Origin of the sequence: Butyrivibrio hungatei NK4A153 (genome assembly GCF_000424465.1) — a bacterium.
In the GTDB taxonomy this organism is placed as follows: domain Bacteria; phylum Bacillota; class Clostridia; order Lachnospirales; family Lachnospiraceae; genus Butyrivibrio; species Butyrivibrio hungatei_A.
In genome coordinates this window covers 214649-240264 of the sequence record NZ_KE384195.1, presented here as the reverse complement: position 1 = coordinate 240264, position 25616 = coordinate 214649, and the positions used below count along the sequence as shown (strand labels likewise).

Below are 25616 nucleotides of genomic sequence, written 5' to 3'. Positions count from 1 at the left end.
TGTCACGCGGCAAATTAACTTTCCATCCGCCCGCAATTCCAACGCATATTAAAATCGTTTTTTTTGTTTCTTATCTATCACTATCGTGCTGTTTTTTACGGCACGCTTTTTTCTTGTATCTGTAGTCTTAATACTGTATAGTTTTTCCTGTTGTTTATTGACTAAATAAAAAGAGGAAGAACCCATCCGACCAAAGATCCGTTCTCCCTCATAACCAAACTTAAGCGCTGTAAACAGGTCCTGTGCAGGATCTAAGTCCTAATTAATGGTTGCCTGTGCATAAACAGTCATCTTAAGAATCGCCTTGTTATGATACGAGAGAATCAATTAAAATGCAACCTTATCCGACAAAAAAATTCAACAAAAACTCTGTTTGATTCTTTTATGACATCGTTCAAGCCAAAGAAAACAAAGTGTCCTTCATGCGGGCGTACCGGCGATTGCAATAGCTTTGCCAAGTATAATCGTTATGTTGTGGACTTTATAAAGGGCAAGCCCGTCTCATCTACGATTGAGATTGTACGTGTAAAGTGTTCCTGTGGCTGTACGCATGCCATTCTTCCAGATCCTATAATCCCATATGATTCTTATAGTCTTTTCTTCATCCTCCGTGTTCTCACAGAATACGCCATGAAGCGTTATACCGTTTCAAATCTCTGTGATCGCTTTGGGATTTCTCCATCAACACTCTATCGCTGGAAAGATCTCTATAAAAAACATCGGCTTGAATGGCAAGGGCTTTTAAAAACTTTAGAGCAGACCTTCTTTGCTTCATTGGTGGAGCTCGCCTTTCTTGCTCCATACTCCTCCCATGCATTGTCTTTTTTGCAGAAAACAGGCATGTCTTTTTTGCAATCACACAAAAATCCAACGCACTTGCCGCGGAGCAAATCTCCTCCGGATTTCAATTGCCCGTAATCACACGACACGGGAATGGTAATCCCCTCTTGCCTCATCTATGATGCAACCATAGGAGGTAAAGAATTATGAACGATACAAAAAAACTATCAACTGCAACTGAGATTGCTCAATTCCGTTTCGCTCTGATTGCCCCGGTGATCCAGGGTCTGTTTCCTGACGCCTCAAGAACAGCTTATTACAAAAGAGTAACGGAAAAGCCGCTCACTTTTCCGGATGGCACCGTAAAAGAAATCAAATATAAAACCCTCGAAAAGTGGGTATCAAACTACCAGCGTTATGGCTACGATGCTCTGTTGCCATCTGAACGTTGCGATAAAGGATGCACCCGTGTACTCACAGACACTGCAATAGAAGAGATTTTTCGTCTCAAACAAGACTTCCCCCGGCTAAACGCTACTCAGATTCATGCGCAGCTCATACAGAACGGATTCATTCCTGCAACTGTAAACGTCTGCTCTGTACAACGCTTTATCAAGAACAATGATCTAAAATCTGCCCGCAACCCAAATATTCGAGACCGCAAAGCTTTTGAGGAAGACTCATTCGGGAAGATGTGGCAAACAGATACCTGCTACTTCCCTTACATAACAGAGGACGGAAAATCACATCGTGTCTATGCCATATGTATCATTGACGATCATTCAAGACTTATAGTCGGCGGAAAACTCTTTTACAATGACTCTGCCGCAAACTTCCAGTCTGTATTCAAGAATGCTGTCGCAACATACGGAATTCCTGCTAAGCTTTACACCGATAACGGCGGCCCTTATTCGAACGACCAGCTTTCTCTAATCTGTGGCTCTATCGGTACCGTTCTCCTTCATACAAAAGTTCGCGACGGTGCAAGCAAAGCCAAAATAGAAAGATTTTGGAGAACCACCAAAGAGCGTTGGCTCTATGGACTCGATATGGATTCCATTTCATCCCTTGAGGAGTTCAATACACTTTTTGCTGAATATATTCGCAGCTACAATACAACACTCCATACAGGCATAAACTGTACTCCTTTTGAAAGGTATCAGGCTTCAGTAAAAAATGTTCAGTCCCCCAAGTCCCGCGAATGGCTTGATGAATGCTTCTTAAACCGTATCATTCGTAAGGTGCGAAAAGATGCAACTGTTTCCTTCGGAAAAGTATCCTATGACGTCCCAATGCAGTTCATTGACATGAAAGTCGAGATACGTTTTCGTCCGGGAGAAATGGATTCTGCGTTCATCCTTTTCGAAAAAGAGCATTATCCGATACGTCCTACGAACAAAGTTGAGAACTGTCATACAAAACGCAACAATGGTCCCACCATTGATTATTCGAAGTTAGGAGATTCCAATGTATAATGACTATTATTCACTTGCATTCAACCCTTTTGACAAACAACAGATTTCTGAAAAAGACTGTTTTCGTTCAAAGGATTTCGATGAAATGACGTCAAGACTCAATGTCTTAAAAGATGTCCGTGGAATCGGGCTTTTTACCGCAAGCCCAGGGATGGGAAAATCTTACTGCCTGCGTTGTTTTGCAAAAAGCCTCAATCCAAATCTTCACCATATGGAATACATCTGTCTTTCAACAATCAGCGTTGCCGACTTTTATAAACAGCTCTGTATAATCCTGGGTGTTAGTGAAAAAGGTGGCAAAACCGCCATGTTTAAAGCCATCCAAGAACAGATCTACTATCTGTACCACGAAAAACGGCAACCGCTCCTTCTTGCCATAGATGAAGCGCAGTATCTTTCAAACGGAATCTTTAATGACATCAAGATGCTGATGAATTACGGCTACGATTCCGTCAACTGCTTCACACTCATCCTTTGTGGAGAATCTCATTTAAATGACATACTCCGCAAGCAGATCCACGAAGCTCTCCGTCAAAGGATAACTATACACTATAATTATCAAGGGCTTACAGATGATGAAGTAATGAGTTATGTCGTTCACAAGTTGAACTGCGCCGGAAGCTCTAAAGCAATAATCGACGAATCGGCACTCCGCGCCGTGGCAAGCCATACACATGGAAATCCAAGGCTGATCGATAATCTTATGAGCGATGCTCTTGTAATCGGTTCCCAGCAGGATAAAAAAAGTATTGATACTGATATAATCCTTGCTGCTGTAAACAATCAGAATCTCGGATAAGGTATTAAATTTTCAATGAGCAAGGCTGTGGTTTCCGCAGCCTTATTTCAATAAAGGATTTTTCCTATGCTGAAATAAACCCGCGAATAGCGTGCCGCTACACCGTCAGAATCATGCTGTTAGCGAAAAGACTGCGCCGTTCAAGCGGAGAAATCGCAGAAATCAATTTGCAATAACCCCCGCTCTCAATTCGCCGTTTGACAATAGGACCATGTGTTGTGCTAAAAATGAGCATGTGAAATCAATTTTTTCAAGATAAACTATGGCCCTGTGACTCGGAAAGAGCAGATAGGACCATGTGATGCGTTGAAAATGAGCATATAGAAGTATTTTTTGCAAATAAGACCATGGCCCTATGGAGTGGTAGATAAAGATAGGACCATACGTATGCTTGAAATTGGTATAAATGAGTATTGAAGTAAAGAAATCTATAATCAAAGAACATAAGGGGCGTATTATTCATCGGTAAGAGGGGGGAAGCATTATTGTATTGTAAGAAAGGAAAAGAAAAATGGATAAACTGATTCAACTTATGGAACAACGTATAGTTACTCTGCAGAGAGCAATAAAGTTTGCGGAAAAAGATAAAAGAACACTTCCGGAAGGAAGGCTTAGAATAAGTAAATCACGTAAGCAAATGCGATATTTTGAAGTGACGGACGATACTCCTTCAAAGGGAAAATATATATCAATGAATAACATGAAATATGTTAGGAATTTGGCGCAAAAAATGTATAACGAGCTGTTTCTGAAGCGTGCAAAGAAGGAACTGAGCAAAATCGAAGAACTATTAACGTATGCAAGGAAGGGGACCGCTGAATCAATCTTCACAAATCTTTCATCCGAACGCCAAAAACTTGTTACGCCGTACATCATCACTGATGATCTATATGCCATGAAATGGCAGTCACAGAGCTTTCAATCAAATCCATATATGCCTGAAAATAAAAAATATGACACTATAAGAGGTGAAAAAGTAAGATCAAAGTCAGAAGCCATATTGGCGGATATGCTCTATAATCTGGGGATACCATATCATTATGAAAAGCCTTTGGTTATAGGAAGAGGAGTGGTGAGATATCCTGATTTTACAATACTGAATACCAAGAATAGAGAAGAGATATATTTGGAGCATTTGGGGCTTTTGGATGATGAAGAATATAGAAGAGGGTGTCTGAATAAACTTGATGAATACAGGAAAAGCGGTATATTTCCGGGAAAGAACCTTATATTTACATATGAAACGAGTGATAATCCTTTAGATATCAAGGGGATAAAAGGAATGCTCAAAGAGCTCTTTATAGACTAACGAACAAGTCACTCTGTAAATGTATGACATAAAATATGACATGGAAAAATAAAAAGCCCTTAACCATAAGGTTAAGGGCAGTAGCGAGAGGGGGATTCGAACCCTCGACACCGCGGGTATGAACCGCGTGCTCTAGCCAACTGAGCTATCTCGCCATCTATTTGTCAGAGCTGTTTGAAACAGCCGACTTAGATAATATACATCGTGGTATGCTTGTTGTCAACACGTATTTTTCAAATTTGAATAAAAAATTGAGACAAATCGGTATATAATATAATTATGATTTTAATATTGTAAACAAGGAGGCTTTTTATGTGGGCATATGAAACTTCTTTTTATCAGATATATCCTTTGGGATTCTGCGGTGCGCCTTATGAAAATGATGGGAAGCTTGAGCACAGGATCCTTAAAGTCATTGAATGGATTCCGCATTTCAAAAAACTTGGCGTGGGAGCGGTTTTGTTTAATCCTGTTTTTGAGTCAGACACTCACGGATACAACACCAGGGACTACAAGAAGATAGATGTAAGACTCGGCACGAACGAGGATTTTGCCAAAGTTTGCGACGCGCTTCATAAAGAAGGCATAAAAGTGATACTGGACGGAGTGTTCAACCACGCGGGAAGAGGCTTTTTTGGCTTTGTTGATGTATGCGAAAAGAAATGGGATTCACAGTATAAAGACTGGTTCAACATTAACTTCGACGGAAACAGCAATTACAACGACGGCCTGTGGTACGAAGGCTGGGAAGGTAACTACGATCTTGTGAAGTTTAATCTTAAGAACCCGCAGGTCACAGACTACCTCCTTGAGAGCATCCGCATGTGGGTAAAAGAGTTTGATATAGATGGACTTAGACTCGATGTTGCTTATTGTCTCGATCAGGACTTCATACGTACTCTCAGAAGAGAGACGACTGCGATGAAGCCGGACTTTTACCTGACGGGTGAAATGATAGGCGGCGATTATAACAGGATCATGGGCGATGACCTTTGTCACAGCGCCACAAACTACGAGTGCTACAAAGGTATGTTTTCTGCGCTTAACAGTATGAATCTTTTTGAGATAGTTCATTCCCTGCTTCGCCAGTTCGGTCCTGAGAACTGGACTTTGTACAGGGGAAGACATCTTTTGTCATTTGTTGATAATCATGATGTCAGCAGGATTGCAAGTATACTCACTCGTCCCGAGCATCTGAAGCTGATTTATACGCTTATGTTCGGAATGCCGGGGATTCCCACGATCTATTACGGAAGCGAATGGGGAGAAAAAGCTGACAAATCAATGGGAGATCCTGCGCTCAGACCATGCTTTGATGAGCCAAAGTGGAACGAACTAACCGATCATATTGCAAAGTTGTGCAAGGCTAAAGCAGAATCACAGGCGCTTAACTACGGAGATTTTTCATCGCTTCTTCTTACTAACAGACAGTGCATTTTCCGGCGTGCATGCGAAGGAGAGCGTGTTCTAACTGTGATAAATGCAGATGAAGCGCCTTTCCATGCTGATTTCAACGCGGGTGCGGGCTGTGGCGTGGACCTTATCACGGATGAAGACATTGATTTTGGCGGAGGTCTTGATATACCGCCGTACACATCCTATCTGATCAAGCTTGAGAAGTGAATTGTGCCATTTTGTGATGGGGAATATCACATTAGTAAAAAATGAACAAGAGTATTTTATATACAACACCCAAAAGAAAGATTATAATTAAAATATGGAAATACGTACACTAATCATTGCAATTTTAGTTCTTGGAATTTTGATGCTTATCTATATGAGAAAGAGCATACTACAGCTTTCCACGACGCGTATGTTCTGTCTTTTCTTAGTGTTGTCTGTTTTAAATATAATTATTGAGATGGTGGAATACGGTGCATTTGTATATCCCGATGCATCGTTCTTGTGGGTGCAGGGGCTTTCCAGAGGCCTGTATCTGATCACACTTCTCGCAGTTATATTTGCACTTTGTCTGTACACATATTCAAGGTTTACAATTAAGAGGGGCATTTCGACAAAATATGCCTGTTTATCGGCAGCACCGGCGGGTATTGGTGTTTTGCTCGTTATAACATCGAAAGCTTTGTTCGGAGGAACTTCAAGTCCGGTACTTTTGACAATATGCTATGTTTTGGGCATGCTTTATTCGGTTTCGGCAATAAGCCTTGGCATAAATTATAACGGACGAGCCAAAAAGGAAGTTTTTGCCGCTATTTTGGTCTCACATTTTCTATGGTGTGCCATGTTCGTTTATCAGATTGTCAGGAAGGGCACGCAGATTTCGTCTGCTGCGATCATTCTTTCTGCAATAATCATCTACATATTTATTGAAAATCCCAAAGATTATTACGAAAAGAGTATTCCGGGTGTCAGGAACAAAGACGCATTCATAGCTATGCTTGCCGAGCGTTTCGCCCAGCCGAGATCATTTTTTATAATGTCGGTTATTTTTATTGAGAAGAATATTCTTTTCACCGACTCAGCGAGAAAAGCGCTTGAAGAGGAGCAGAGGAAGGTTGCAGAGTTTGCACGTTCCGACTATCAGCTGAATGCGTACATGTCGAGCTGGAATACGCTTAGTTTTATAACGAGAAGAGCGGATATTGTTGAGCGTTTCATGTCGGCATTCAATCTGTATAAGGGCATCGGCGCGGGAAGCTACAGGTTTACATTCTCGGTTGTTGAGGCTCCGCGTATTGTAAAAGAGCTTGATAAGGCCATGCAGATTCTTACATATGTGTCCGGAGAATACGCCTATGCACAGTCTTCACCCAACATTGTGATAGATGAAAACATAGTTGATAAGATGGTTTACAGAAACACGATAGAGGATGTTGTAAGACAGGCTGTGAAGGAGAAGAGTTTTGATGTTTATTATCAGCCAATCCTCAGCGTCAAAGAAGGATCTTTTTCCTCTGCGGAAGCTCTTGTAAGGCTTCGCAGACGCGACGGCGAAAAATATATCTCACCCGAAGATTTTATCCCGATTGCTGAGAGGTGCGGGCTTGTTCAGGAAATTGACGATCTTGTATTTGAAAAAGTCTGCTCTTTTATTGCAAAAGAAAATCTTTCTAGCTACGGGATTAAGACAATCGAGGTTAATATGTCGGGAAATGAGGCGGTTGATGCGCATACACATGAGAGACTTTTCAGAAAGATGGAAAAATACCACATTCCGCCTAACTACATCAATTTTGAGATTACAGATACGGCCCATATAACAGGCGATGCGACGTTTAAAGAGAATTTCAAAAAAATGCGTGAGCAGGGATTTACTTTCTCCATTGATGATTTCGGTGCGGGAGATTCCGATCTTTTGGAACTTCTTAAGCTTGACTATGTGCTTATTAAGATGGACAGGGAGTTTATATGGAACTGCTTTGATTCTGAGAATCCCGAGAAGCTCAACGTGCTTAAACATACGATAGAGTTTATGAAGAAAAACGGACTTCATGTGCTTGCGGAGGGTGTTGAGACCCTGGAACAGGCAAGAATTCTTATCGATAACGGTGTAGAATATCTTCAGGGCTTTTATTATTCGAGACCCGTTCCTGAAAACGACTATATAGAATTTTTGAATTCACAAAAAGGACTGGTTCATAAAGTGGATGGTACTGCAGACAGATAGGTTGTTATTAAGAAAATGGGAAAGTAGCGACGCGGCGGATTTATATAAATATGCCAGTGACGAAAGGGTGGGACCTCCGGCCGGATGGCCGCCCCATAAGGATGAAGCATACAGCAGGGCGATAATTAGGACTGTTTTTGCAAGGGAAGAGGTGTATGCTATCTGCATTAAAGAGCGTGGGAGAGAAGTTATCGGTAGCATAGGGCTTACGCTGGACGGAAGCCCCGAGCGCCCCATTGGAACAAACGAGGCTGAACTTGGCTACTGGATAGGCTACCCTTTCTGGGATAAAGGAATCGCAACGGAAGCGTCAATGGAGCTACTTAGACATGGCTTTGAGGATCTGAATCTTAGCCGTGTTTTTTGTGCGTATTTTGAGGGGAATGAGCGGTCAAAAAAAGTGCAGGATAAGTGCGGGTTCAAACTTCATCATATCAACCACATGACCAGAGTGGTACTTCTTGACGAGATGAGAGTGGAGTACGTGAATGTACTGACTTCTGAGGAGTGGAGTAGAAAATTTGGTTTGAATCTATAAAAATTTTGTAAAGTTTTTTGAACGATATACTATTACAAAAAATATTTTATTGTGATATACTTATTAAGGCTCGCGGATTCCGGACGTGGAATCATATATTTTTTTCTTGTTTGCTGAAAGCGCTTACATGAAAGATGTGTTGGCTTTTTTTGATAATTATTGAAGGAGGATCGGAATGTTGAATGTAGGTGAATGCGTAATTTACGGTAGCCATGGATTGTGCAAGGTTCGGGATATTCTCGTTCCGGCATTTCTTGAGAAGGGAAAAGAAAAGCAATATTACATGATGGTTTCCGCTGTAGACGCAGGCAGTGTTATCTATGTTCCTGTCGAAGGAGCTGAGGATAAGGTTCGCGATGTTATGAGTGCGGACGATGCCGAAGAGCTTATTTGTGACATTGAAGAAGTGGATGAACTCGAACTTCCCGATGGAAAGAAGGCTGAACCTGAGATCGCCGGCATTATAAAGAGAAATCTTGCCGATGAGATGATGAGCCTTGTGAAATCGCTTCATAAGATCAAGGCAACACGCGAAGCTGAAGGCAAGAAATTTGCTTCGCTCAACGAGAAATATTTGAATATGGCTGAGAAACTTCTTTACACCGAGATGGCATTCTCGCTTAAGACCGAGAAAGACGCCATTAAGGAAAGGGTAAAAGAGGTGTTATCGAGTTTGTATTTAGAGACTGTTTGATGCAGTCTCTATCTTTTTATATAGAGGCTAAAAAGTTGCAAAGAAACTCTTTATTCTGCTAAAATACAACCTATGGGTAAAACAGTTGAGCTTTATTATGAAAGTGCATATATAACCGAGTTTGACGCAAGCGTTCTATATTGCAGCGGGCGTGAAGACGGTAAGTTTGAAACTGTTCTTGATAAGACGGCTTTTTTTCCTGAACAGGGAGGCCAGACTCCCGATGTTGGAAGGCTTGAGGCCGCTGACGGAACGGGATTTGAAGTCCTTTACACAGGAATCAGGAAGACGGATTCGGGCGAAGATGAGATCTATCATGTACTTGATAAGAGCATTGAAGCGGGAGCAAGTGTTCATGGCAGGATTGACTGGAAACACAGATTCAGCAACATGCAGCAGCACACGGGTGAACATATCTTTTCCGGCATAGTTAATTCAAAGTATGGCTATGACAATGTTGGTTTTCATCTGAGCGATACCGAAGTTACCATGGATTATAACGGCGTTCTGAGCGCCGAAGACATAAAAGAAATCGAGAAATGCGTAAATGAAGCTATCTGGAAGAATATAAGCGTTGTCGCAAGTTTTCCTTCGGAAGATGAGCTTAAAGACATTCCGTATCGCAGTAAAAAAGAGCTTACGGGTGCGATCCGCATTGTGAATATTGAAGGTTACGATTCCTGCGCATGTTGTGCGCCTCACGTTGAGAGAACCGGTGAGATAGGGCTTTTGAAGGTTGTGGGAGTGCGAGGTTACAAGGGCGGAGTCAGGGTTAATATTTTGTGCGGCAAAAGAGCTCTTGAGTTCCTTTCGACTGAACATGATATCTTATCAAAGCTTGCGGCTGACTTTACTACTTCTTTTGACAATGTACCTTCATCCGTTGCGCGGTTAAAAGATGAAAATGCGGTTCTTAAGGCAGATCTTTATGCGGACAGGGAAAAACTCCTTGAGTATGAATTGGCCGAGATAGATAAGGGGCTTAAGAATGTATTTCTTTTCAAGGGTACAGATACGGATACGAACCTAATGAGAAAAACTGTCAATCTGCTTGCGGCAGATCACGAGGGATTCTGCGGAGTGTTTGCGGGGAATCCCAAAGCAGGATACAGATATATAGTGGCTTCCGGAAAGGCGGAAGGCGATGCACGCACTGTTTCCGCACTTCTTAGAGAGAAGTTTGGAGCAAAAGGCGGCGGAAGCGAAAAAATGGTTCAGGGCAGCATATCGGGCGTAAACAGCGAAGAATTGGCGGATTGCTGCAATAATCTATGATATTTGAGGGTGAAAAAAGTTTGGTATGAATGTTGGCAAATTCAGTGATTTCAGAGACGGAGTCAGGGATGCGGTTCCTATTTTTCTGGGATATATAGCAGTTTCTTTTGCATTCGGAATAGAGAGTTCGAAAATCGGAATGACTGTATTTCAATCGGCGATGACATCTCTTCTTAATGTCACAAGCGCAGGACAGTTTTCGGCGCTTGAAATAATCGAAAAAAACGGAAGTTTTCTTGAACTTGCCGTATTACAGTTTATAATCAATTTAAGATATATGCTTATGTCGGCGGCTCTGTCACAGAGACTTGACCCAAAGACAAGCACGTTGCACAGACTTGGGATTTCTTACGGCGTTACTGATGAGATCTTCGGAGTCAGCGTACTTAAGAAAGGCGGTCTTTATCCCATGTATTCGTACGGACTTATAGTGCTTTCCATATCGGGCTGGGTGCTTGGAACCGTTCTCGGTGCTATTGCGGGACAGATCATGCCGCAGAGACTTATAAGTTGTTTGGGGCTTGCCATTTATGGTATGTTTATTGCAATAATCATTCCCGATACGAGAGAAGATAAAAATGTGCGCGCGGTAGTCGTTGCTGCGATGATATTTAGCACGATCTTTGCGTTTGCGCCGTTTCTTAACTGTATATCTTCGGGATTTAGAATTATAATAATTACAGTGCTTGTAGCTGCCTGTGCAGCGGTGATCGCACCTGTCAGGGAGGAAAAAGATGAATAACGTTTATGCATACATTCTTCTTATGGCAGTTGTGACCTATGCGATTAGGGCGCTGCCGCTTACTCTTATCAGAAAAGAGATAAAGAGTACATTTATAAGATCGTTTCTTTATTATGTGCCATATGCAACCTTGGCGGCGATGACTTTTCCGGCTATTTTGAATGCGACCGACAATCAGATTTCGGCGCTTGCAGGTTTTGGCGTGGCACTGATACTTGCTTTTAACAAAAAGAGCCTTTTGACAGTTGCGGGACTTGCCTGCGCGACGGCTTTTATAGTAGAACTTTTTATATGATTTATGCGATCGCCTCTGTGCGATTGGTTGTTTTTTAGAATCGGAGGATTAAGATGCACATAGGAATGGGATATGATGTACACCGCCTGGTTTCTGACAGGGACCTTATTATAGGTGGCGTAAAGATTCCGTATGAAAAAGGTCTTTTGGGACATTCTGATGCAGATGTACTGCTTCATGCGATAATGGATGCGCTTTTGGGCGCTGCGGCTCTCGGGGATATCGGTAAGCACTTTCCCGATACTGATCCCAAGTACAAGGGAGCTGATTCTCTTGCACTTATGAGAGAAGTTGGAAAAATGCTTGTTGAAAACCGCTTTCTTATCGAGAATATTGATGCTACGATAATTGCTCAGGCTCCAAAGATGAGGCCTTATATCGACGATATGAGGCAGAATATCGCGGATGCGCTTGAGATTGAGATAAGCCAGGTAAATGTAAAGGCAACGACAGAGGAAGGTCTCGGATTTACGGGAAGCGGAGAGGGAATATCTTCGCAGGCGATATGTCTTTTGACCAGTCCTATTGAACTGCACTCGACCAATGTTACATTTAATACGGGAGAAGAGCCAAAAAGCTGTTGCGGTGGTTGTAGTGAGAAATAAAAAAGACAAAATGTTGCGCTAAATAATACTTTTTTCCCAAGGAGATACTAAACAGATGGCAAATTTTAAGTTTTACAATACACTTACAAGAACAATTCAGGATTTTGTGCCCAGAGAAGACGGAAAGGTGACCATGTATACTTGCGGACCTACCGTCTATCACTACGCACATATCGGTAACATCCGCACATACATCATGCAGGACGTGCTTATCAAGGCGCTTATGTACGCAGGATATGATGTTAAGCGCGTTATGAACATCACTGATGTCGGACACCTTTCATCGGACGCTGATACAGGCGAAGATAAGATGCTCGCAGGGGCAAAAAGAGAGCACAAGAGCGTTATGGAGATTGCAAAGTACTATACTGATGCTTTCTTTACGGATTTTGACGCTGTCGGAAACAAGCGACCCGATATTGTTGAGCCTGCCACAAACTGCATACCTGAGTTTATCCATATGGTAGAGGTTCTTCTTGAGAAGGGCTATGCGTATGTAGCCGGCGGAAATGTATATTTTGATACAAGTAAGCTCGATGATTACTATGTTTTTTCATCAGATATCGAGAAAGAACAGCTTCAGGTCGGCGTTCGTGACGATGTTGAAGAGGATACAAATAAAAAGAACAAGACAGACTTTGTTCTTTGGTTTACAAAGTCAAAGTTTGAGGAGCAGGCGCTTAAGTGGGACAGCCCTTGGGGCGTTGGATATCCCGGATGGCATATTGAGTGCTCATGCATTTCAATGAAGCATCTCGGCGAATATATCGATATCCACTGCGGCGGTGTTGACAATATTTTCCCTCATCATACAAATGAGATCGCGCAGTCTGAGAGTTATCTCGGCCACGAGTGGTGCAAATACTGGTTCCACAGCAATCACTTGAATGACAAGTCGGGAAAGATGTCAAAGTCAAAGGGTGCGATTCTTACGGTTTCCGTTCTTAAGGAAAAAGGATACGATCCGCTTGTTTACAGATTTTTCTGCTTACAGTCACACTATCGTAAGCCTCTTGAGTTCTCTTTTGAGGCACTTGATAATGTGACCGGCGCATTTAATAAACTTATAAAGAAAATCGCAGAGCTCAAGGAAGAGGGCAGTGTTGATGAGGCTGTTGTAAAAGAATTCGAAGGCAAGTTCAGGGATGCAGTCTCGGACGACCTCAACACATCAATGGCGATCACACTTCTTTACGATGTGCTCAAGGCTGACGCAAACGGCGCTACAAAGCTTGCACTTGTAAAGAGTTTTGATAAGGTTCTTTCACTTGACCTTATCGGACATGCGGCTGCTTCAAAGGAAGAAAAGGCAGTGGATCCCGAGCTTGAGGCATATGTTCTTGACGCAATCGAGAGAAGAGCTGCAGCTAAGAAGGCAAAGGATTTCGCAACAGCTGATGCAATCCGCGACGAGCTTCTTAAAAAGGGAGTTGAGATCAAGGATACTCGTGAGGGAGTTAAATGGCAGCTCATTTGAATAAATATCTAAATGATAAATTCGGCATTGAGGGGAAGGACATTAGGACTTATTCCCCTCTTACGCTTGCTTATATAGGCGATGCGATCTTTGATGTTGTGGTAAGGTCGATACTTGTAAATAAGGGCAACACTGCGGTTAATAAGCTCCATAAAAGAGCGAGTGATATTGTAAAAGCGGGCACACAGTCTGCTTTTATAAAGGCTCTTATGGACGATCTGACTGAAGAAGAGGCTGACATTTACAGAAGAGGCCGCAATTCGAAGCCGCACACCAAGGCAAAGAACGCCACGACAATGGACTACCTCGATGCAACAGGATTTGAGGCTGTTGTCGGATATCTTTATCTTACAGATAATATGGATAGAGTATGCGAGCTTGTGCAGCTTGGAATAGAGAGGCTCGGGCTGGATATTCTTGAGTGAGAAGCGATTTATAAAGAGCATTGCCGGTGAAAAAGAATTGATATATTTTGAGGAATTATGATGGAAGAGAATTTTGAAAGCAGAATAATAGAGGGTAGAAATGCGGTTCTTGAGGCGTTTCGTGCAGGAAAGACGATAGACAGGCTCTTTGTCCTGGACGGATGCAAGGACGGCCCCGTTCAGACAATAATGCGTGAAGCAAAGAAGCACAAGGACACGGTTGTGAGCTTTGTGAAAAAAGAGAGACTCGATCAGCTCTCGGAGACAGGAAAGCATCAGGGAGTCATTGCTTATGCGGCTTCTTACGAATATGCGGAAATTGAAGACATTCTCGCAAAGGCTGCTGCAAAGAACGAAGATCCTTTTGTGATAATTCTTGACGGTATCGAGGACCCGCACAATCTTGGCGCGATCATCAGAACAGCAAATCTTGCGGGAGCGCACGGCGTTATTATTCCAAAGCACAGGGCTGTGGGACTTACGGCGACTGTTGCAAAGGCTTCTGCAGGTGCACTAAACTATACACCTGTTGCCAAAGTTACAAATATAGTAAAGACCATTGAGGAGCTTAAGGATAAAGGGCTTTGGTTTGCTTGTGCGGATATGGGCGGAACCGAGATGTACAAGCTCAATCTAAAAGGCCCAATCGGAATTGTTATAGGAAACGAGGGAAGCGGTGTTTCAAGACTTGTAAAAGAAAACTGCGACATGATAGCATCTATTCCCATGAAGGGCGACATCGATTCGCTTAATGCTTCGGTGGCTGCCGGCGTACTTGCATTTGAAGTTGTAAGACAGAGGCTTGGTTAACCTATGAAAACAAATTATGACGGACAAAGCGATGAACAGCTTATAGTGAAGTTCCATGATGCGGGAGATAAAGAATCCGGCATCATGGATTTTATTATGGACAAATATAAGAATCTTGTCCGCAAAAAAGCTGCATCTATGTTTATTCTCGGCGCTGACAGGGATGACCTCATCCAGGAAGGGATGATAGGTCTTTTTAAAGCAATACGGGACTATGACATAGGAAGAGATGCAAGCTTTGCCACGTTTGCCGATCTGTGCATCTCAAGGCAGATGTATTCGGCAATCAAGGCATCTGCGCGCAAAAAACATGCGCCTTTAAACAGTTATATTTCTTTATATGCCGAGAACAGCGACAGCGCCACCGACAGTGAAGTGGCTCTTGAAGATGTTCTCGAATCTGATTCAAGTTCCATTCCCGAGGAGCAGATCATAGAGCGCGAAAACCTAGAAGCTCTTGAGAACGCCATCGAGCGCGACCTCAGCGACCTCGAGCGCCAGGTCCTCGATCTGTATATCACGGGAATGTCAATAAAAGAAGTATCCGCCGTTCTTGGCAGAGATGAGAAATCCACGGATAATGCGATGCAGAGGATAAAGACTAAGCTTAGGAAGTATTTGAAGAAATGATGGGGACGAGTTGACGCTTTGGGGTAACGGTGAGTGTGTTGCGGGGAGCGAGATGCTTTACTTTGAGTGGCTGAGGGTGCTATGGGAATGGCGCTGTGCGTGCTTGGAGGAGAAATATGCCTTGAAAGAGTGAAAAGACTGAGGTGAGGCATACTTTTTGCAGTGTTAGCAGTGCTTAGGAAAGTAAGATATGCCTTAAAATAGGAAAATTTCTGTGCTGAGGCATACATTACGCCGAGGAATCAGTGTGGAGAGAAAGAAAATATGCCTTAAAAGAGAGAAAAGCTTGAGTTGAGGCATACATTACGCCGAGGAATCAGTGTGGAGAGAAGGAAAATATGCCTTAAAATATGAAAAAATCTGCGCTGAGGCATATTTCATTCCGAGAAAGCAGTGCAGAGGAGAGAAAAGTATGCCTTTGAAGAGGAAAAAGCATGATATGAGGCATTTTTTGTGCTGTGCAAAGGGCACTGCTCAAAGAAATCTATGCCTTATAACTAGAAAAGTCGTTGTATAAGGCATAGTTGTCATTTGCAGAAGAGGACAAAAGAGAAAGATTGAGATGTCATTGAAAGGGAAAAATTATATTTTTTTCATAAAATAATCAATATTTCGCAAAAAGTATGTACAATTTGATATCAAATGTTCTATAATTCGATATAGTTCAGAAAAACGAAAATATATAAACAAATTAAAGGGCACTCTATTGAAATTTGAGGGGAAAGAGTAAAGGTGAGTGTGAGCTTTTTGTTTTTATATGAAAATTTTTTTCTGAATAAAAATCAAAGACTGGATGGATGAGTGTATGAAAAAAAGGAATCTTGGTTTTACACGGAATTTTATGAAACTGATGTGTGCAACATTGGCAGCATCATTACTGCTTTCGGTTAATGTGCATGCTGAGGAAGAGAATGTTTCAGAAGATATTGCTGCAATAGAAGATGGAATCGACACTTTGGATGACAAGGTTGATGCTCTTAATGACAAATGTCAGGATGAAGAGTTGTCAGAGGACATTTCTGGGGTGTCAGATTTTATTGCTTATCTTAGCGAACAAATTTCAACGCTAACTATGAAATATACTAATGAATTATTGACAGCTGAGAGGAATAGGCATTCTATTATAAATAGTTTAAATAAAAGCGTTTATGCAAATAATAATATATCTGAAAATACATCATACTCAGATATCGTTTCAAAGATCAAAAATATAAAGTATCAGGGAACTTTGGATGTTACTCTGGACGGCAATGATAAATTCACACTTGAGAGCGGATACTATGAAGGTGGTACAATTGACGTTTCCGCAATAGTTGAGGCTGTTCGCGAGGAAGCTTACAATGCCGGAAAAGCAGATGGCTATAAAGAAGGAAAAGAAGAAGGCTTAAAGGAAGGAATAACAGAAGGAATTAAATCCGGAAGAGACGAAGGCGTTAAAGCGGGAAAAGAAGAAGGGTTTAATGCCGGAAAAGAAGAGGGCATAAAGGAAGGCTTTGAATCAGGAAAGGAAGAAGGATTTAACGCCGGAAAAGAGGAAGGCCTTACAGAAGGCAAAGAAGAAGGCTTCAAGGCAGGAAAAGAAGAAGGCTATAATGAGGGACTTAAAGATGGAAAAGCTGATGGTGATAAAGCTGGATATTCCAGAGGATTAGCAGATGGCCAGAAACAAGGTGTTGAAGCTGGTAAACAGCAAGCTATTAATGAAAATAGACAGGCTTGGATTGACCAAGGATACAGTTATGGTATACAACAAGGAAAAACTCAAGGCGTTGATATGAAATACATTGGTACTATACCTCTTGGTAATATGAGCGACGGACAAAGAAATACGTGGATTGCTCAAAGTAACTATAATATATTAGCAATTTGGGTTCATGGACATGGTTGGCAACAGGTTCAGATGAGCACGTCGGCCGGAAACACTATATATGCAAATGTTGATTACTATGGTGGTGGCTCAGCTGCATTATTTACTAATGTTCCTGCCGGTGCAGTTATTACATTTTCAGGTTCAGGTAAAGAAAAAAACAATATAAATGCAGATATATATGCAGCATATAAATAATATTATATTCTATAAACAAAGGGTATAATTCATAAAAGTAAAACAGAATTCTAGATAAGATTAGTGCAGATGCTACTTGTTATCTGGAAAATGTGGAAAAATCAAGTAAAAATCGCGGAAAACCACAGGTAAGTAGAGCTTATTGACTTTACTCATCTGTGATTCCGCGATTTTTCTTATCAGCTTATTCATAAAAATGTTTTAATTATGTAAAGAAATTTACTTTTTTATTCACATCCACTGTGCTATAATCAACGCAACAAAGATATAACGAATATAGTAGGAGAGAGCAATAATGGTATGTGGAACATGCGGGTGCAATAATGAAGATGCATCTTTATATTGTGCAAATTGCGGTGCGCCTTTAAAGACAGATTCGTATGGAACGACTGTAGAAAATAAATATAATACGCAGAACAGCTTTTATGTACAGGAAAGTTTTGACAGTAATAAAACGGAAGAGCTTAGCAGTGTCTATCCCCAGAACGGCAGTGATGGTCAGGGGAGAACAAATCCTCAGAATAATGCATATTCTCAGAACAGCATGAATGGGCAGAATGTAATGAACGGACAGGGAGGAGTGTATTCTCAGAATGCTGCATTTCCGCAGAACAATATGTATTCGCGGAACGGTACATATCCTCAAAACGGCCAATATCCTCAAAACGGCCAATATCCTCAGAATGGCTCATATCCCCAAAACAACATGTATCCAAACAATGGAGGATATCTGCAGAACGGATACGGCGTTCAGGGAAATTACTATGCGCAGAATGGTGTGGATGACCTTGATTCGCTTCTGGGAGCGAACAACGTTCCTTCAAACAGGATGAAGCCGTCTGATTATTTGAAGCTTCCTGCCATGGCGGGGGATAAAAAGAAAATGACCGGCGCGGCAATTTCAATATATGTATTGATCGCCGTTTCTGCCGTGATTAGTTTTTCTCAAGGAAATTACTGGGGAATACTGGATTATATCCTTCTTATTATTCTGGCGGTTGTCATTCAGCTTAGGGGAAGTTTTGTTGCGGGATGTGTACTTCTGGGATATGGTATTCTAAATACTATAATATATATTATTGAGATGGGATTTCCGGCCGGATTTGGATATATTATAGCCGGAATATTTGCGGTTATTGCTACAAATAAATTTCGTAAATCGTACAAAGAATACGTGAAAACAGGCTATATCCCCAATAACACGGTTTTGTAAGGTTGAATTTTTTTAAAGAAAAAAAGCTTGCATAAAAAAACTGTCTATGTTATATTTATATAGCTGTTGTAAACGGCGATTAATTTTGTGATATGAGAAGATTCTTTGTATATAGAGAGGTGAGAAAGAGATGAGACAGGACATTCAGCCAGAATTCCATCAGGCCACTGTTACTTGCAACTGCGGTAACACATTTACAGTTGGATCAACTAAGAGCGACATTCACGTTGAAATCTGCTCAAAGTGCCATCCATTCTACACAGGCCAGCAGAAGGCTACAGCTGCTCGTGGACGTATTGATAAGTTCAATAAGAAATACGGCATGGACAATAAGTAATTTGCAGAAGTAAAAAAGAGAGGTTGAGGCTATGGCCTCAACCTTTTTTAAATAGTGAGGTGAAAGATGAAGAAACACAAGATAGATCACTATTCCGGAATTGGCGGACAGGCGGTTCTTGAAGGCGTTATGATGCGTAATAAGGATATGTACGCTGTTGCAGTCAGAAAGCCTGACGGAGATATAGCTGTTGAGATAGACGAGTTTCACGGAGTGGCTTATGGTAGTAAGCTTCTGAATATTCCTTTTATCAGAGGAGTGTTTGTGTTTATAGATTCACTTATGTTGGGCATTAAGGTGTTGACTTATTCATCATCTTTTTATGAGGAATTGCCCCAGAAGCCATCCAAATTTGACGAGGAGCTTGACAAGGTGTCGAGCGGACATGAAGACAGTGTGCTTATGATTTTGACTACAGTGGCTTCTTTTGTCCTTGCTATTGCTCTTTTCATGGTGCTTCCTTATGTGCTTTCGGAGCTTTTTATCGGAAGATATATCAGAAATGCGTCTCTTACAGCCATTATCGAAGGTGTTTTGAGAATTCTGATCTTTATCATTTATATATTGATAATATCGGGAATGAAGGATATCAAGAGGCTTTTCAGATACCACGGTGCAGAGCATAAGTGCATCAACTGCATTGAAAAAGGTAAGCCCCTCACTCCCGAGAATGTAAAGAAGAGTTCAAGACTTCACAAAAGATGCGGAAGTAGCTTTATTCTCTTTGTTATGTTCGTAAGTATTGTTGTATTTTTCTTTATCAGAGTTGATTCCGTTATATTTAAGGTTTTACTCAGAATATTGCTTATTCCTGTTATTTCAGGTATTTCATATGAGATAATAAGGCTCGCGGGCAGAAGCAACTTTATTCTTATCAGAATAATCTCAGCGCCCGGGTTCTGGCTTCAGAGACTTACGACCAAGGAGCCGAACGATGCAATGATTGAGGTTGCGATCAAGTCTGTAGAGGCTGTATTTGACTGGAAACAGTTCCTTATGGACTCTTTTGGCTACGATGTTGACGGCGGAGAATACAATGAAGTTGAGGCTCCCGCAAAGAAACAGAGTAAGAGAGAAGCTACAAGAGAGCTTTACGAGCGTAAGAGAGAAGAGACCAAAGAACTTACCAGAGAGATGAAGGTTCGTGAACGCTCAAGAAAACGCGACGAATACGACGATTGATGATAAAAAGACATTAAAAAGTATATGAATTATAAAGATTGTTTGGAAAAAGGAACAGAGAATCTTGAAAGAGCCGGAATCACAGAAGCTAAGCTTGATGCCCGGCTCCTTTTAGAATATGTATGTAAAACGGATCACAGCACTCTTTTTGCACATCCGGACAGGGCTGTGACAGATGGCGAAGAGAAACTCTATGATGAGTTTATTGCAAGAAGGGTAAAGAGAGAGCCAGTTGCCTATATTCTTGGGAATATGGGATTTATGGGGCTTTCTTTTGACGTGTCGAGAGATGTCCTTATACCTGAGCAGGATACTGAGATTCTTGTTGAAGAGACGCTCAGGTTTTGCGAAGACAAGATGAGAGTTCTTGATCTTTGCACGGGATCGGGATGCATAGCGCTTAGCATTTTGAATTATACAAATGAGACAAAGGCTCTCTGCACTGATATTTCGGAGAAAGCGATTTCTGTAGCAAAGAAAAATGCTGAGAAACTCGGGCTTTCCGATAGGGCAGAGATTGTTTTGACAGATCTTTTCCCCGGAAAAGAAGTGGGTAAATTTGATATATTGGTTTCAAATCCGCCTTATATAAGGACTGACGTTATAGAAAGTCTTGCTCCGGAAGTAAGGGATTATGAGCCAAGGCTTGCTCTTGACGGTTCGGAGGACGGGCTTGTCTTTTACAGGAGAATTGCTGAAGAAGCAGGAGAATACCTGTACTCGGGAGCCTATGTTTTTCTTGAGATAGGATACGACCAGGGAGATGAGGTAAAAGAGCTCCTTGAAAAGCAGGGCAAGTATCATGATATTGAGGTTATAAAGGACTATAGCGGAAACGACAGAGTAGTTCGTGCGTGTTACTACTAAGTTGCCGGAAGATGCGGGGAGTGTCGTTTTTTACATAGCATTGACAGAAAAAGCAGGTAGATTATGTTTGACAGATTGGAAGATATTTTAAGAAGATACGAAGATATTACGATGGAACTTAATAATCCGGATGTTATTTCGGATCAGAACAGGTTCAGAGCTCTTATGAAAGAGCAAAAGAGCCTCGATGCCCTGGTTGAGTGCTATCGCGAGTATAAAAAGTGCAAGGAGACCATAGAGGAGAGTCTTTCTCTTCTTGAAGAGGAGTCCGATCCGGAGATGAAGGAAATGCTTAAGGAAGAGCTTGCTGATGCAAAGAGTATGATTCCTTCATACGAGGAGAAACTTAAGATACTTCTTTTGCCCAAAGATCCTAATGATGACAAGAACGTTATCGTAGAGATACGTGCGGGTGTGGGAGGCGACGAGGCGGCACTTTTTGCGGCAGATATGTACAGGGTTTACACACGTTATGCCGAGAGACAGAACTGGCGGGTTGAGACGATGAGCGTTGAAGATATCGGAATAGGCGGTATTAAGGCGGTAAGTTTTATGATCAAGGGCGCCGGCGCTTATTCGAGGCTTAAGTTTGAGAGCGGCGTTCACAGAGTTCAGAGAATTCCTGCTACAGAGTCAGGCGGAAGAATACATACATCGGCTATTACCGTTGCGATCATGCCTGAAGTTGAGGATGTTGAAGTCGAGATTGATATGAATGACTGCAAATTCGATGTTTTCAGAGCATCGGGTAACGGCGGACAGTGCGTAAATACTACGGATTCAGCCGTAAGACTTACGCATTTCCCTACGGGTATAGTTATTTCATGTCAGGATGAAAAGAGCCAGCAGCAGAACAAGGCTAAGGCTTTAAAGGTCCTTAGGGCAAAGCTCTATGAGATGGAACAGGCAAAGCAGCACGAAGATGCGGCTGAACTTAGAAGAAGCCAGGTGGGAAGCGGAGACAGGTCTGAGAAGATAAGGACTTACAACTTCCATCAGGGACGTGTGACGGACCACAGAATAAATTTAACTCTTTATAAGATCGATCAGATAATGGACGGAGATATCGATGAACTTATCGATTCACTTATAGCCGCAGATCAGGCGGAAAAGCTTTCTACAATGGAGAATTGAAGCTAATCCGCAGTGCTGATGGATAGCCTTGCTGTTGAAGATTTTATAGTGTAAAATTACACTGTAGAACGTTATTTTTTGTGAGGTATTATAAATGGATGCTGCTTTTAAAGAAGAACTGATTGGCTGGGGGGTTGATTGGGAAGATGTCCACAATCGGTTTATGGGCAACGAGGATCTTATTGCTAAGTTTATGATCAGATTTCTTGGCGATCCGAGTATGGCCAGCCTTTCCAAGTATTTGGGAGAGGAGAATGTTTCCGAAGCGTTTAAGGCGGTTCATGCACTTAAAGGAGTAAGTGCAAACCTTGGGCTTAAAGGTTTTTATTCTCAGGTTTATAATCTTACGGAGATTCTAAGAGCGGGATCTATGGAAGGATATGAGCCGTATTACGACCATATAAAACTTAAATACGACGATCTGATAGGGATACTCAGGAAATATCAAAGCAGCTGCGCATCATAATAATTGATTATCTATTCCACATGATTCAAGAAAGCTTGGGAAGTAATTGTCCCAGGCTTTTTCTGCGCTCTTATCAAGGGTGAATGTGCTGTATGCGGTTCCTGTGGTCAATATAAGCTCGTTATTTGCGAATTTGATATTTATCCCCAGATTTAGCATAGAAGGGTCTAAATCGCTCTCAGATTTGCTTATAACGGTTTCTTTTGTGAAGCTATCCGCATGGAGAATAAATTTAAAGCTGATCGGAGTTCTTTTACCCTTTATGAGATTCAGGCAGATGGGACGAAGTTCCGACCAAAGGGAAAAAGAACGGTTGTTATTATTAACGGTTTCGTCTTGTACGCCCGCATAAAATTCTTTATTTATATGTCCGTCGATTGAAAAAGTATTGAAAGTCTCAATCGTGACTTCTTCGACATCGAAATTGTCGAAAACCTCAGTTGTGAGGAGCTTTTCCATGAATATTTTTATATTGTTTATCTTGAGAGCTATCATAGTTTCTCCTTAATATTAATTCATCACAGAAAAAATTATATGATAAATATAGCTATTTGTGTGGATTTTTTTTATGAATTAAATAATGCGGATTTTATGGGCATGGCAACTACTTAAATGAAGATTAATTAGGATAATTTAAATTTGTTGTATATTTTTGTGAAGATATACGTTATACTATAAAAAAATGTCTAAAAAGAGGGACAATATGGCAAAGACAGTTAGACTTAAGGACATTGCTGAAAAGATTGGGGTTAGCACTGTCACAGTATCAAAAGCATTATCAGGACAGAAGGGCATGAGCGACGAACTCAGAGAGAAAATTCATGCTCTTGCAAATGAGATGGGATATATCCCGTCTATTTCTCGTAAGGTAGACATCTTTAGTAAGAGTTATACTATCGGTCTTCTTATTTCTGAAGATAATATGACTGAATACAGTTCTTACTATACAAAGATGCACCAGAAAGTTTCTCAGATCGCTATGGAGATGGGATGTTTTACCATGCTCGAGGTGGTATCTGAGCAGAGCGAGAAGAAAAAGAATTTCCCGCGTATCATTGCGGACAAGAAGGTTGACGGTATCATTGTTATCGGAAGATTAAGCGGAGAGTATCTTACTTCTATCAGAGAGAACTTCTCCATTCCAATGATATATCTTGATTTCTGCAACCACACAGGAGATGAGGATGCTGTAGTGGCCGACAGCTTCCACGGTGCATATCTTCTTACAAATCATCTCTTTGATATGGGACACACATCTATCGCGTTTGTGGGAACCATAATGGCAGAGGGAAATATTACAGACAGATATCTTGGCTATGTTAAGTCATTACTTGAGCACAGTCATCCTGTCAGAAAAGACTGGGTAATTCCCGACAGGGATCTCAGCACAGGTGAGATGGATTATAACAGATTTTTCAAGCTTCCGGAGGAAATGCCTTCAGCTTTCTTCTGTAATTGCGATGTATCTGCAAGTATGCTTATTAAGCGCCTTAATGAAAAGGGATATAAAGTTCCGGATGATATTTCCGTAGCCGGATATGACAACTACATCTTCCCCGGACTTTGTGATATCAAGCTCACAACATTTGAGGTTGATACTTACGAAATGGGAAGAAACGCAATCTACAATCTTATCCGTAAGATCGGAGGAGAACGTTACAGACAGGGCGTCATGATCCTTGAAGGACATATGGTTCTCGGAGATAGTGTAAAAGACTTAAATGCATAATGATATTTGAAAAAATAAGACCATCGGTTCGTTTGAATCGATGGTCATTTTTCTTAGGCATAATGCTGATTTTTGAAAAAGAGATCAGCAAGTAACGATTATACCGCCGTCTGCCGCATATGTGGAAGAAAGCCCTGCCGTATCAACTATATGTGCATCTTTAAACGGTACTTTTTTAAGGATCATATCCTTAACAACAGCTGCTCTTTCAAAGCAGTTTACGTTTGATATCATAAGGGTCTTGGTCTCGGGATTTTTTACCTCGGCAGCGATGAGCTCAGTCATTTTGACAAGAGCTTTTTTCATGCCGATTCCCTGGCTCTTTTGAAGTATCTCGCCCTTAACACCGTGGCACACAGGTTTAATATTAAGCGTTGAAGCTACAAGAGCCTTCATTCCTGTGAGTCTGCCGTTTTTTCTAAGTGTCTCAAGTGAATCAAGAACGAAATATGTGAGCATCTCATCACGATATGCTTCAACTTTTTCTACGACTTCGTTAAAAGGAAGTCCTGCTTCGGCAAGCTCTATAATCTTAAGAGCGATATTGCCTTCTCCGCAACTTGCGGACATTGAATCAAATATATGAATATTCTTTTCTCCAACTTCTTCGTGATACAGGTTCTTTCCAAGAAGAGCACTGTTATAACTTCCGCTGAGCTTGGATGTAAGTGTTACAACATATACATCATCAGCGTCTGTTTTGTACGCATTCATATAAAGATCGGGCGAAGGGCATGCAGTCTTAGGACAATCTTCGGAAGCGGCCACAAGCTCCAAATACTCTTTCTGGTTAAATGTATCATCATCAACGATCACGTGATCACCAACCTGCATAATGAGAGGAACGAACTCAAAACGAGAGTCCTTTCTATACTCAATAGGAAGATCACATCCGCTGTCTACAACTATTTTATAACTCATAAATCCTCCAAAAGCGTTAATAAACGTAGTTTTTGATACTACATACTGTATCATACCACGTATAAAATTCTCAGTAAAGCTCACTTTGGCATATGCAGGCCGCAGGCTCTGCGTGGACCACCCGGATTAGCCTCTGCCTGCCGCCCTCCGCAGATGTATATTCACGCATTGTGAGGGAGCTTAGATTTCATGGGCTCTCGGATCTGCTCTGAAATTCTGT

General features: G+C 41.5%; 26 protein-coding genes and 1 tRNA gene. 24 read left to right on the top strand and 3 right to left on the bottom strand.

The annotated features are described in order from the left end of the window. The first annotated feature begins 384 nt into the window (after nucleotides 1–384). The 4 genes from G628_RS18595 to G628_RS18275 all read left to right on the top strand — a co-directional run bounded on the left by G628_RS18595 (nucleotide 385) and on the right by G628_RS18275 (nucleotide 4363). Nucleotides 385–918, top strand: coding sequence for a DUF6431 domain-containing protein (locus G628_RS18595; protein WP_196803722.1), 534 nt, complete (start codon nucleotides 385–387; stop codon nucleotides 916–918). Between the two features lie 68 nt (nucleotides 919–986). Beyond that, nucleotides 987–2255: a DDE-type integrase/transposase/recombinase gene (locus G628_RS0113005; protein ID WP_242827193.1), complete on the top strand. Its 1269-nt coding sequence runs from the start codon at nucleotides 987–989 to the stop codon at nucleotides 2253–2255. After that, the gene (locus G628_RS0113000) at nucleotides 2248–3054 is read left to right on the top strand and encodes an ExeA family protein (protein WP_027208793.1); all 807 of its coding nucleotides are present in this window, start codon (nucleotides 2248–2250) and stop codon (nucleotides 3052–3054) included. Before G628_RS0113005 ends, G628_RS0113000 begins: the two co-directional genes overlap by 8 nt. A 511-nt stretch (nucleotides 3055–3565) precedes the next feature. Beyond that, the gene (locus G628_RS18275) at nucleotides 3566–4363 is read left to right on the top strand and encodes a hypothetical protein (protein ID WP_051199204.1); all 798 of its coding nucleotides are present in this window, start codon (nucleotides 3566–3568) and stop codon (nucleotides 4361–4363) included. An 81-nt stretch (nucleotides 4364–4444) separates the two neighbouring features. On the opposite strand, the gene G628_RS0112990 is transcribed toward G628_RS18275, so the two are convergent. Further along, nucleotides 4445–4518, bottom strand: a tRNA-Met gene (locus tag G628_RS0112990). 157 nt (nucleotides 4519–4675) lie between these two features. Here G628_RS0112990 and G628_RS0112985 point away from each other — a divergent pair. The 19 genes from G628_RS0112985 (at nucleotide 4676) to G628_RS0112890 (ending at nucleotide 22746) form a co-directional block, all read left to right on the top strand. Beyond that, nucleotides 4676–5986: an alpha-amylase family glycosyl hydrolase gene (locus G628_RS0112985; protein WP_026654326.1), complete on the top strand. Its 1311-nt coding sequence runs from the start codon at nucleotides 4676–4678 to the stop codon at nucleotides 5984–5986. Nucleotides 5987–6080: 94 nt separating this feature from the next. Beyond that, complete coding sequence (locus tag G628_RS0112980; protein ID WP_081670725.1) at nucleotides 6081–7991, top strand: EAL domain-containing protein; 1911 nt, start codon at nucleotides 6081–6083, stop codon at nucleotides 7989–7991. After that, entirely contained in the window at nucleotides 7972–8529 is a 558-nt protein-coding gene (locus tag G628_RS0112975) for a GNAT family N-acetyltransferase (protein WP_026666923.1), read from the top strand. Before G628_RS0112980 ends, G628_RS0112975 begins: the two co-directional genes overlap by 20 nt. A 175-nt stretch (nucleotides 8530–8704) precedes the next feature. Continuing rightward, the gene (locus G628_RS0112970) at nucleotides 8705–9223 is read left to right on the top strand and encodes a CarD family transcriptional regulator (protein WP_026654330.1); all 519 of its coding nucleotides are present in this window, start codon (nucleotides 8705–8707) and stop codon (nucleotides 9221–9223) included. A gap of 72 nt (nucleotides 9224–9295) precedes the next feature. Further along, a complete protein-coding gene (locus G628_RS0112965; protein WP_034500941.1) occupies nucleotides 9296–10498 on the top strand; it encodes an alanyl-tRNA editing protein in 1203 nt (400 codons plus the stop codon). A gap of 25 nt (nucleotides 10499–10523) precedes the next feature. Then, nucleotides 10524–11240 carry an AzlC family ABC transporter permease gene (locus G628_RS0112960; RefSeq protein ID WP_027209320.1) on the top strand — a complete coding sequence of 239 codons (717 nt, stop codon included), beginning with the start codon at nucleotides 10524–10526 and terminating at the stop codon, nucleotides 11238–11240. After that, entirely contained in the window at nucleotides 11233–11535 is a 303-nt protein-coding gene (locus G628_RS0112955; protein WP_026654333.1) for an AzlD domain-containing protein, read from the top strand. The genes G628_RS0112960 and G628_RS0112955 overlap by 8 nt, the downstream gene beginning before the upstream one ends. A gap of 53 nt (nucleotides 11536–11588) precedes the next feature. Then, nucleotides 11589–12140: a 2-C-methyl-D-erythritol 2,4-cyclodiphosphate synthase gene (gene ispF / locus G628_RS0112950; protein WP_027209319.1), complete on the top strand. Its 552-nt coding sequence runs from the start codon at nucleotides 11589–11591 to the stop codon at nucleotides 12138–12140. Between the two features lie 55 nt (nucleotides 12141–12195). Beyond that, nucleotides 12196–13617, top strand: coding sequence for a cysteine--tRNA ligase (cysS, locus tag G628_RS0112945; protein WP_027209318.1), 1422 nt, complete (start codon nucleotides 12196–12198; stop codon nucleotides 13615–13617). Further along, entirely contained in the window at nucleotides 13602–14042 is a 441-nt protein-coding gene (locus G628_RS0112940; RefSeq protein ID WP_027209317.1) for a Mini-ribonuclease 3, read from the top strand. Before cysS ends, G628_RS0112940 begins: the two co-directional genes overlap by 16 nt. Before the next feature lie 60 nt (nucleotides 14043–14102). Beyond that, on the top strand, nucleotides 14103–14852 hold the full coding sequence (gene rlmB, locus G628_RS0112935; protein ID WP_155833815.1) for a 23S rRNA (guanosine(2251)-2'-O)-methyltransferase RlmB: 750 nt from the start codon (nucleotides 14103–14105) through the stop codon (nucleotides 14850–14852). 3 nt (nucleotides 14853–14855) lie between these two features. Further along, nucleotides 14856–15482, top strand: coding sequence for an RNA polymerase sporulation sigma factor SigH (sigH, locus tag G628_RS0112930; RefSeq protein WP_026654339.1), 627 nt, complete (start codon nucleotides 14856–14858; stop codon nucleotides 15480–15482). An 805-nt stretch (nucleotides 15483–16287) separates the two neighbouring features. Next, nucleotides 16288–17547: a hypothetical protein gene (locus tag G628_RS0112920; RefSeq protein ID WP_027209314.1), complete on the top strand. Its 1260-nt coding sequence runs from the start codon at nucleotides 16288–16290 to the stop codon at nucleotides 17545–17547. Nucleotides 17548–17842: 295 nt separating this feature from the next. Continuing rightward, nucleotides 17843–18760, top strand: coding sequence for a zinc ribbon domain-containing protein (locus tag G628_RS0112915; protein ID WP_027209313.1), 918 nt, complete (start codon nucleotides 17843–17845; stop codon nucleotides 18758–18760). 130 nt (nucleotides 18761–18890) lie between these two features. Then, entirely contained in the window at nucleotides 18891–19097 is a 207-nt protein-coding gene (gene rpmE, locus G628_RS0112910; protein WP_026654342.1) for a 50S ribosomal protein L31, read from the top strand. Between the two features lie 66 nt (nucleotides 19098–19163). After that, nucleotides 19164–20279 carry a DUF1385 domain-containing protein gene (locus G628_RS17460; protein ID WP_081670724.1) on the top strand — a complete coding sequence of 372 codons (1116 nt, stop codon included), beginning with the start codon at nucleotides 19164–19166 and terminating at the stop codon, nucleotides 20277–20279. A 24-nt stretch (nucleotides 20280–20303) separates the two neighbouring features. Continuing rightward, on the top strand, nucleotides 20304–21146 hold the full coding sequence (prmC, locus tag G628_RS0112900) for a peptide chain release factor N(5)-glutamine methyltransferase (protein WP_027209312.1): 843 nt from the start codon (nucleotides 20304–20306) through the stop codon (nucleotides 21144–21146). A 63-nt stretch (nucleotides 21147–21209) separates the two neighbouring features. Then, the gene (prfA, locus tag G628_RS0112895) at nucleotides 21210–22280 is read left to right on the top strand and encodes a peptide chain release factor 1 (protein ID WP_026654343.1); all 1071 of its coding nucleotides are present in this window, start codon (nucleotides 21210–21212) and stop codon (nucleotides 22278–22280) included. Between the two features lie 94 nt (nucleotides 22281–22374). Then, nucleotides 22375–22746 carry an Hpt domain-containing protein gene (locus tag G628_RS0112890; protein ID WP_051199203.1) on the top strand — a complete coding sequence of 124 codons (372 nt, stop codon included), beginning with the start codon at nucleotides 22375–22377 and terminating at the stop codon, nucleotides 22744–22746. Here the strand turns inward: G628_RS0112890 and G628_RS0112885 are convergent. Then, entirely contained in the window at nucleotides 22741–23241 is a 501-nt protein-coding gene (locus G628_RS0112885) for a DUF5721 family protein (RefSeq protein WP_026654344.1), read from the bottom strand. The genes G628_RS0112890 and G628_RS0112885 overlap by 6 nt on opposite strands. Before the next feature lie 208 nt (nucleotides 23242–23449). Here G628_RS0112885 and G628_RS0112880 point away from each other — a divergent pair, with 208 nt between their 5' ends. Further along, nucleotides 23450–24475 (top strand): substrate-binding domain-containing protein, encoded by a 1026-nt coding sequence (locus G628_RS0112880; RefSeq protein WP_026654345.1) that lies wholly within the window; start codon nucleotides 23450–23452, stop codon nucleotides 24473–24475. 84 nt (nucleotides 24476–24559) lie between these two features. Here G628_RS0112880 and G628_RS0112875 read toward each other — a convergent pair whose 3' ends face one another. Further along, on the bottom strand, nucleotides 24560–25396 hold the full coding sequence (locus G628_RS0112875) for a DegV family protein (RefSeq protein WP_026666931.1): 837 nt from the start codon (nucleotides 25394–25396) through the stop codon (nucleotides 24560–24562). Nucleotides 25397–25616: the final 220 nt, after the last annotated feature.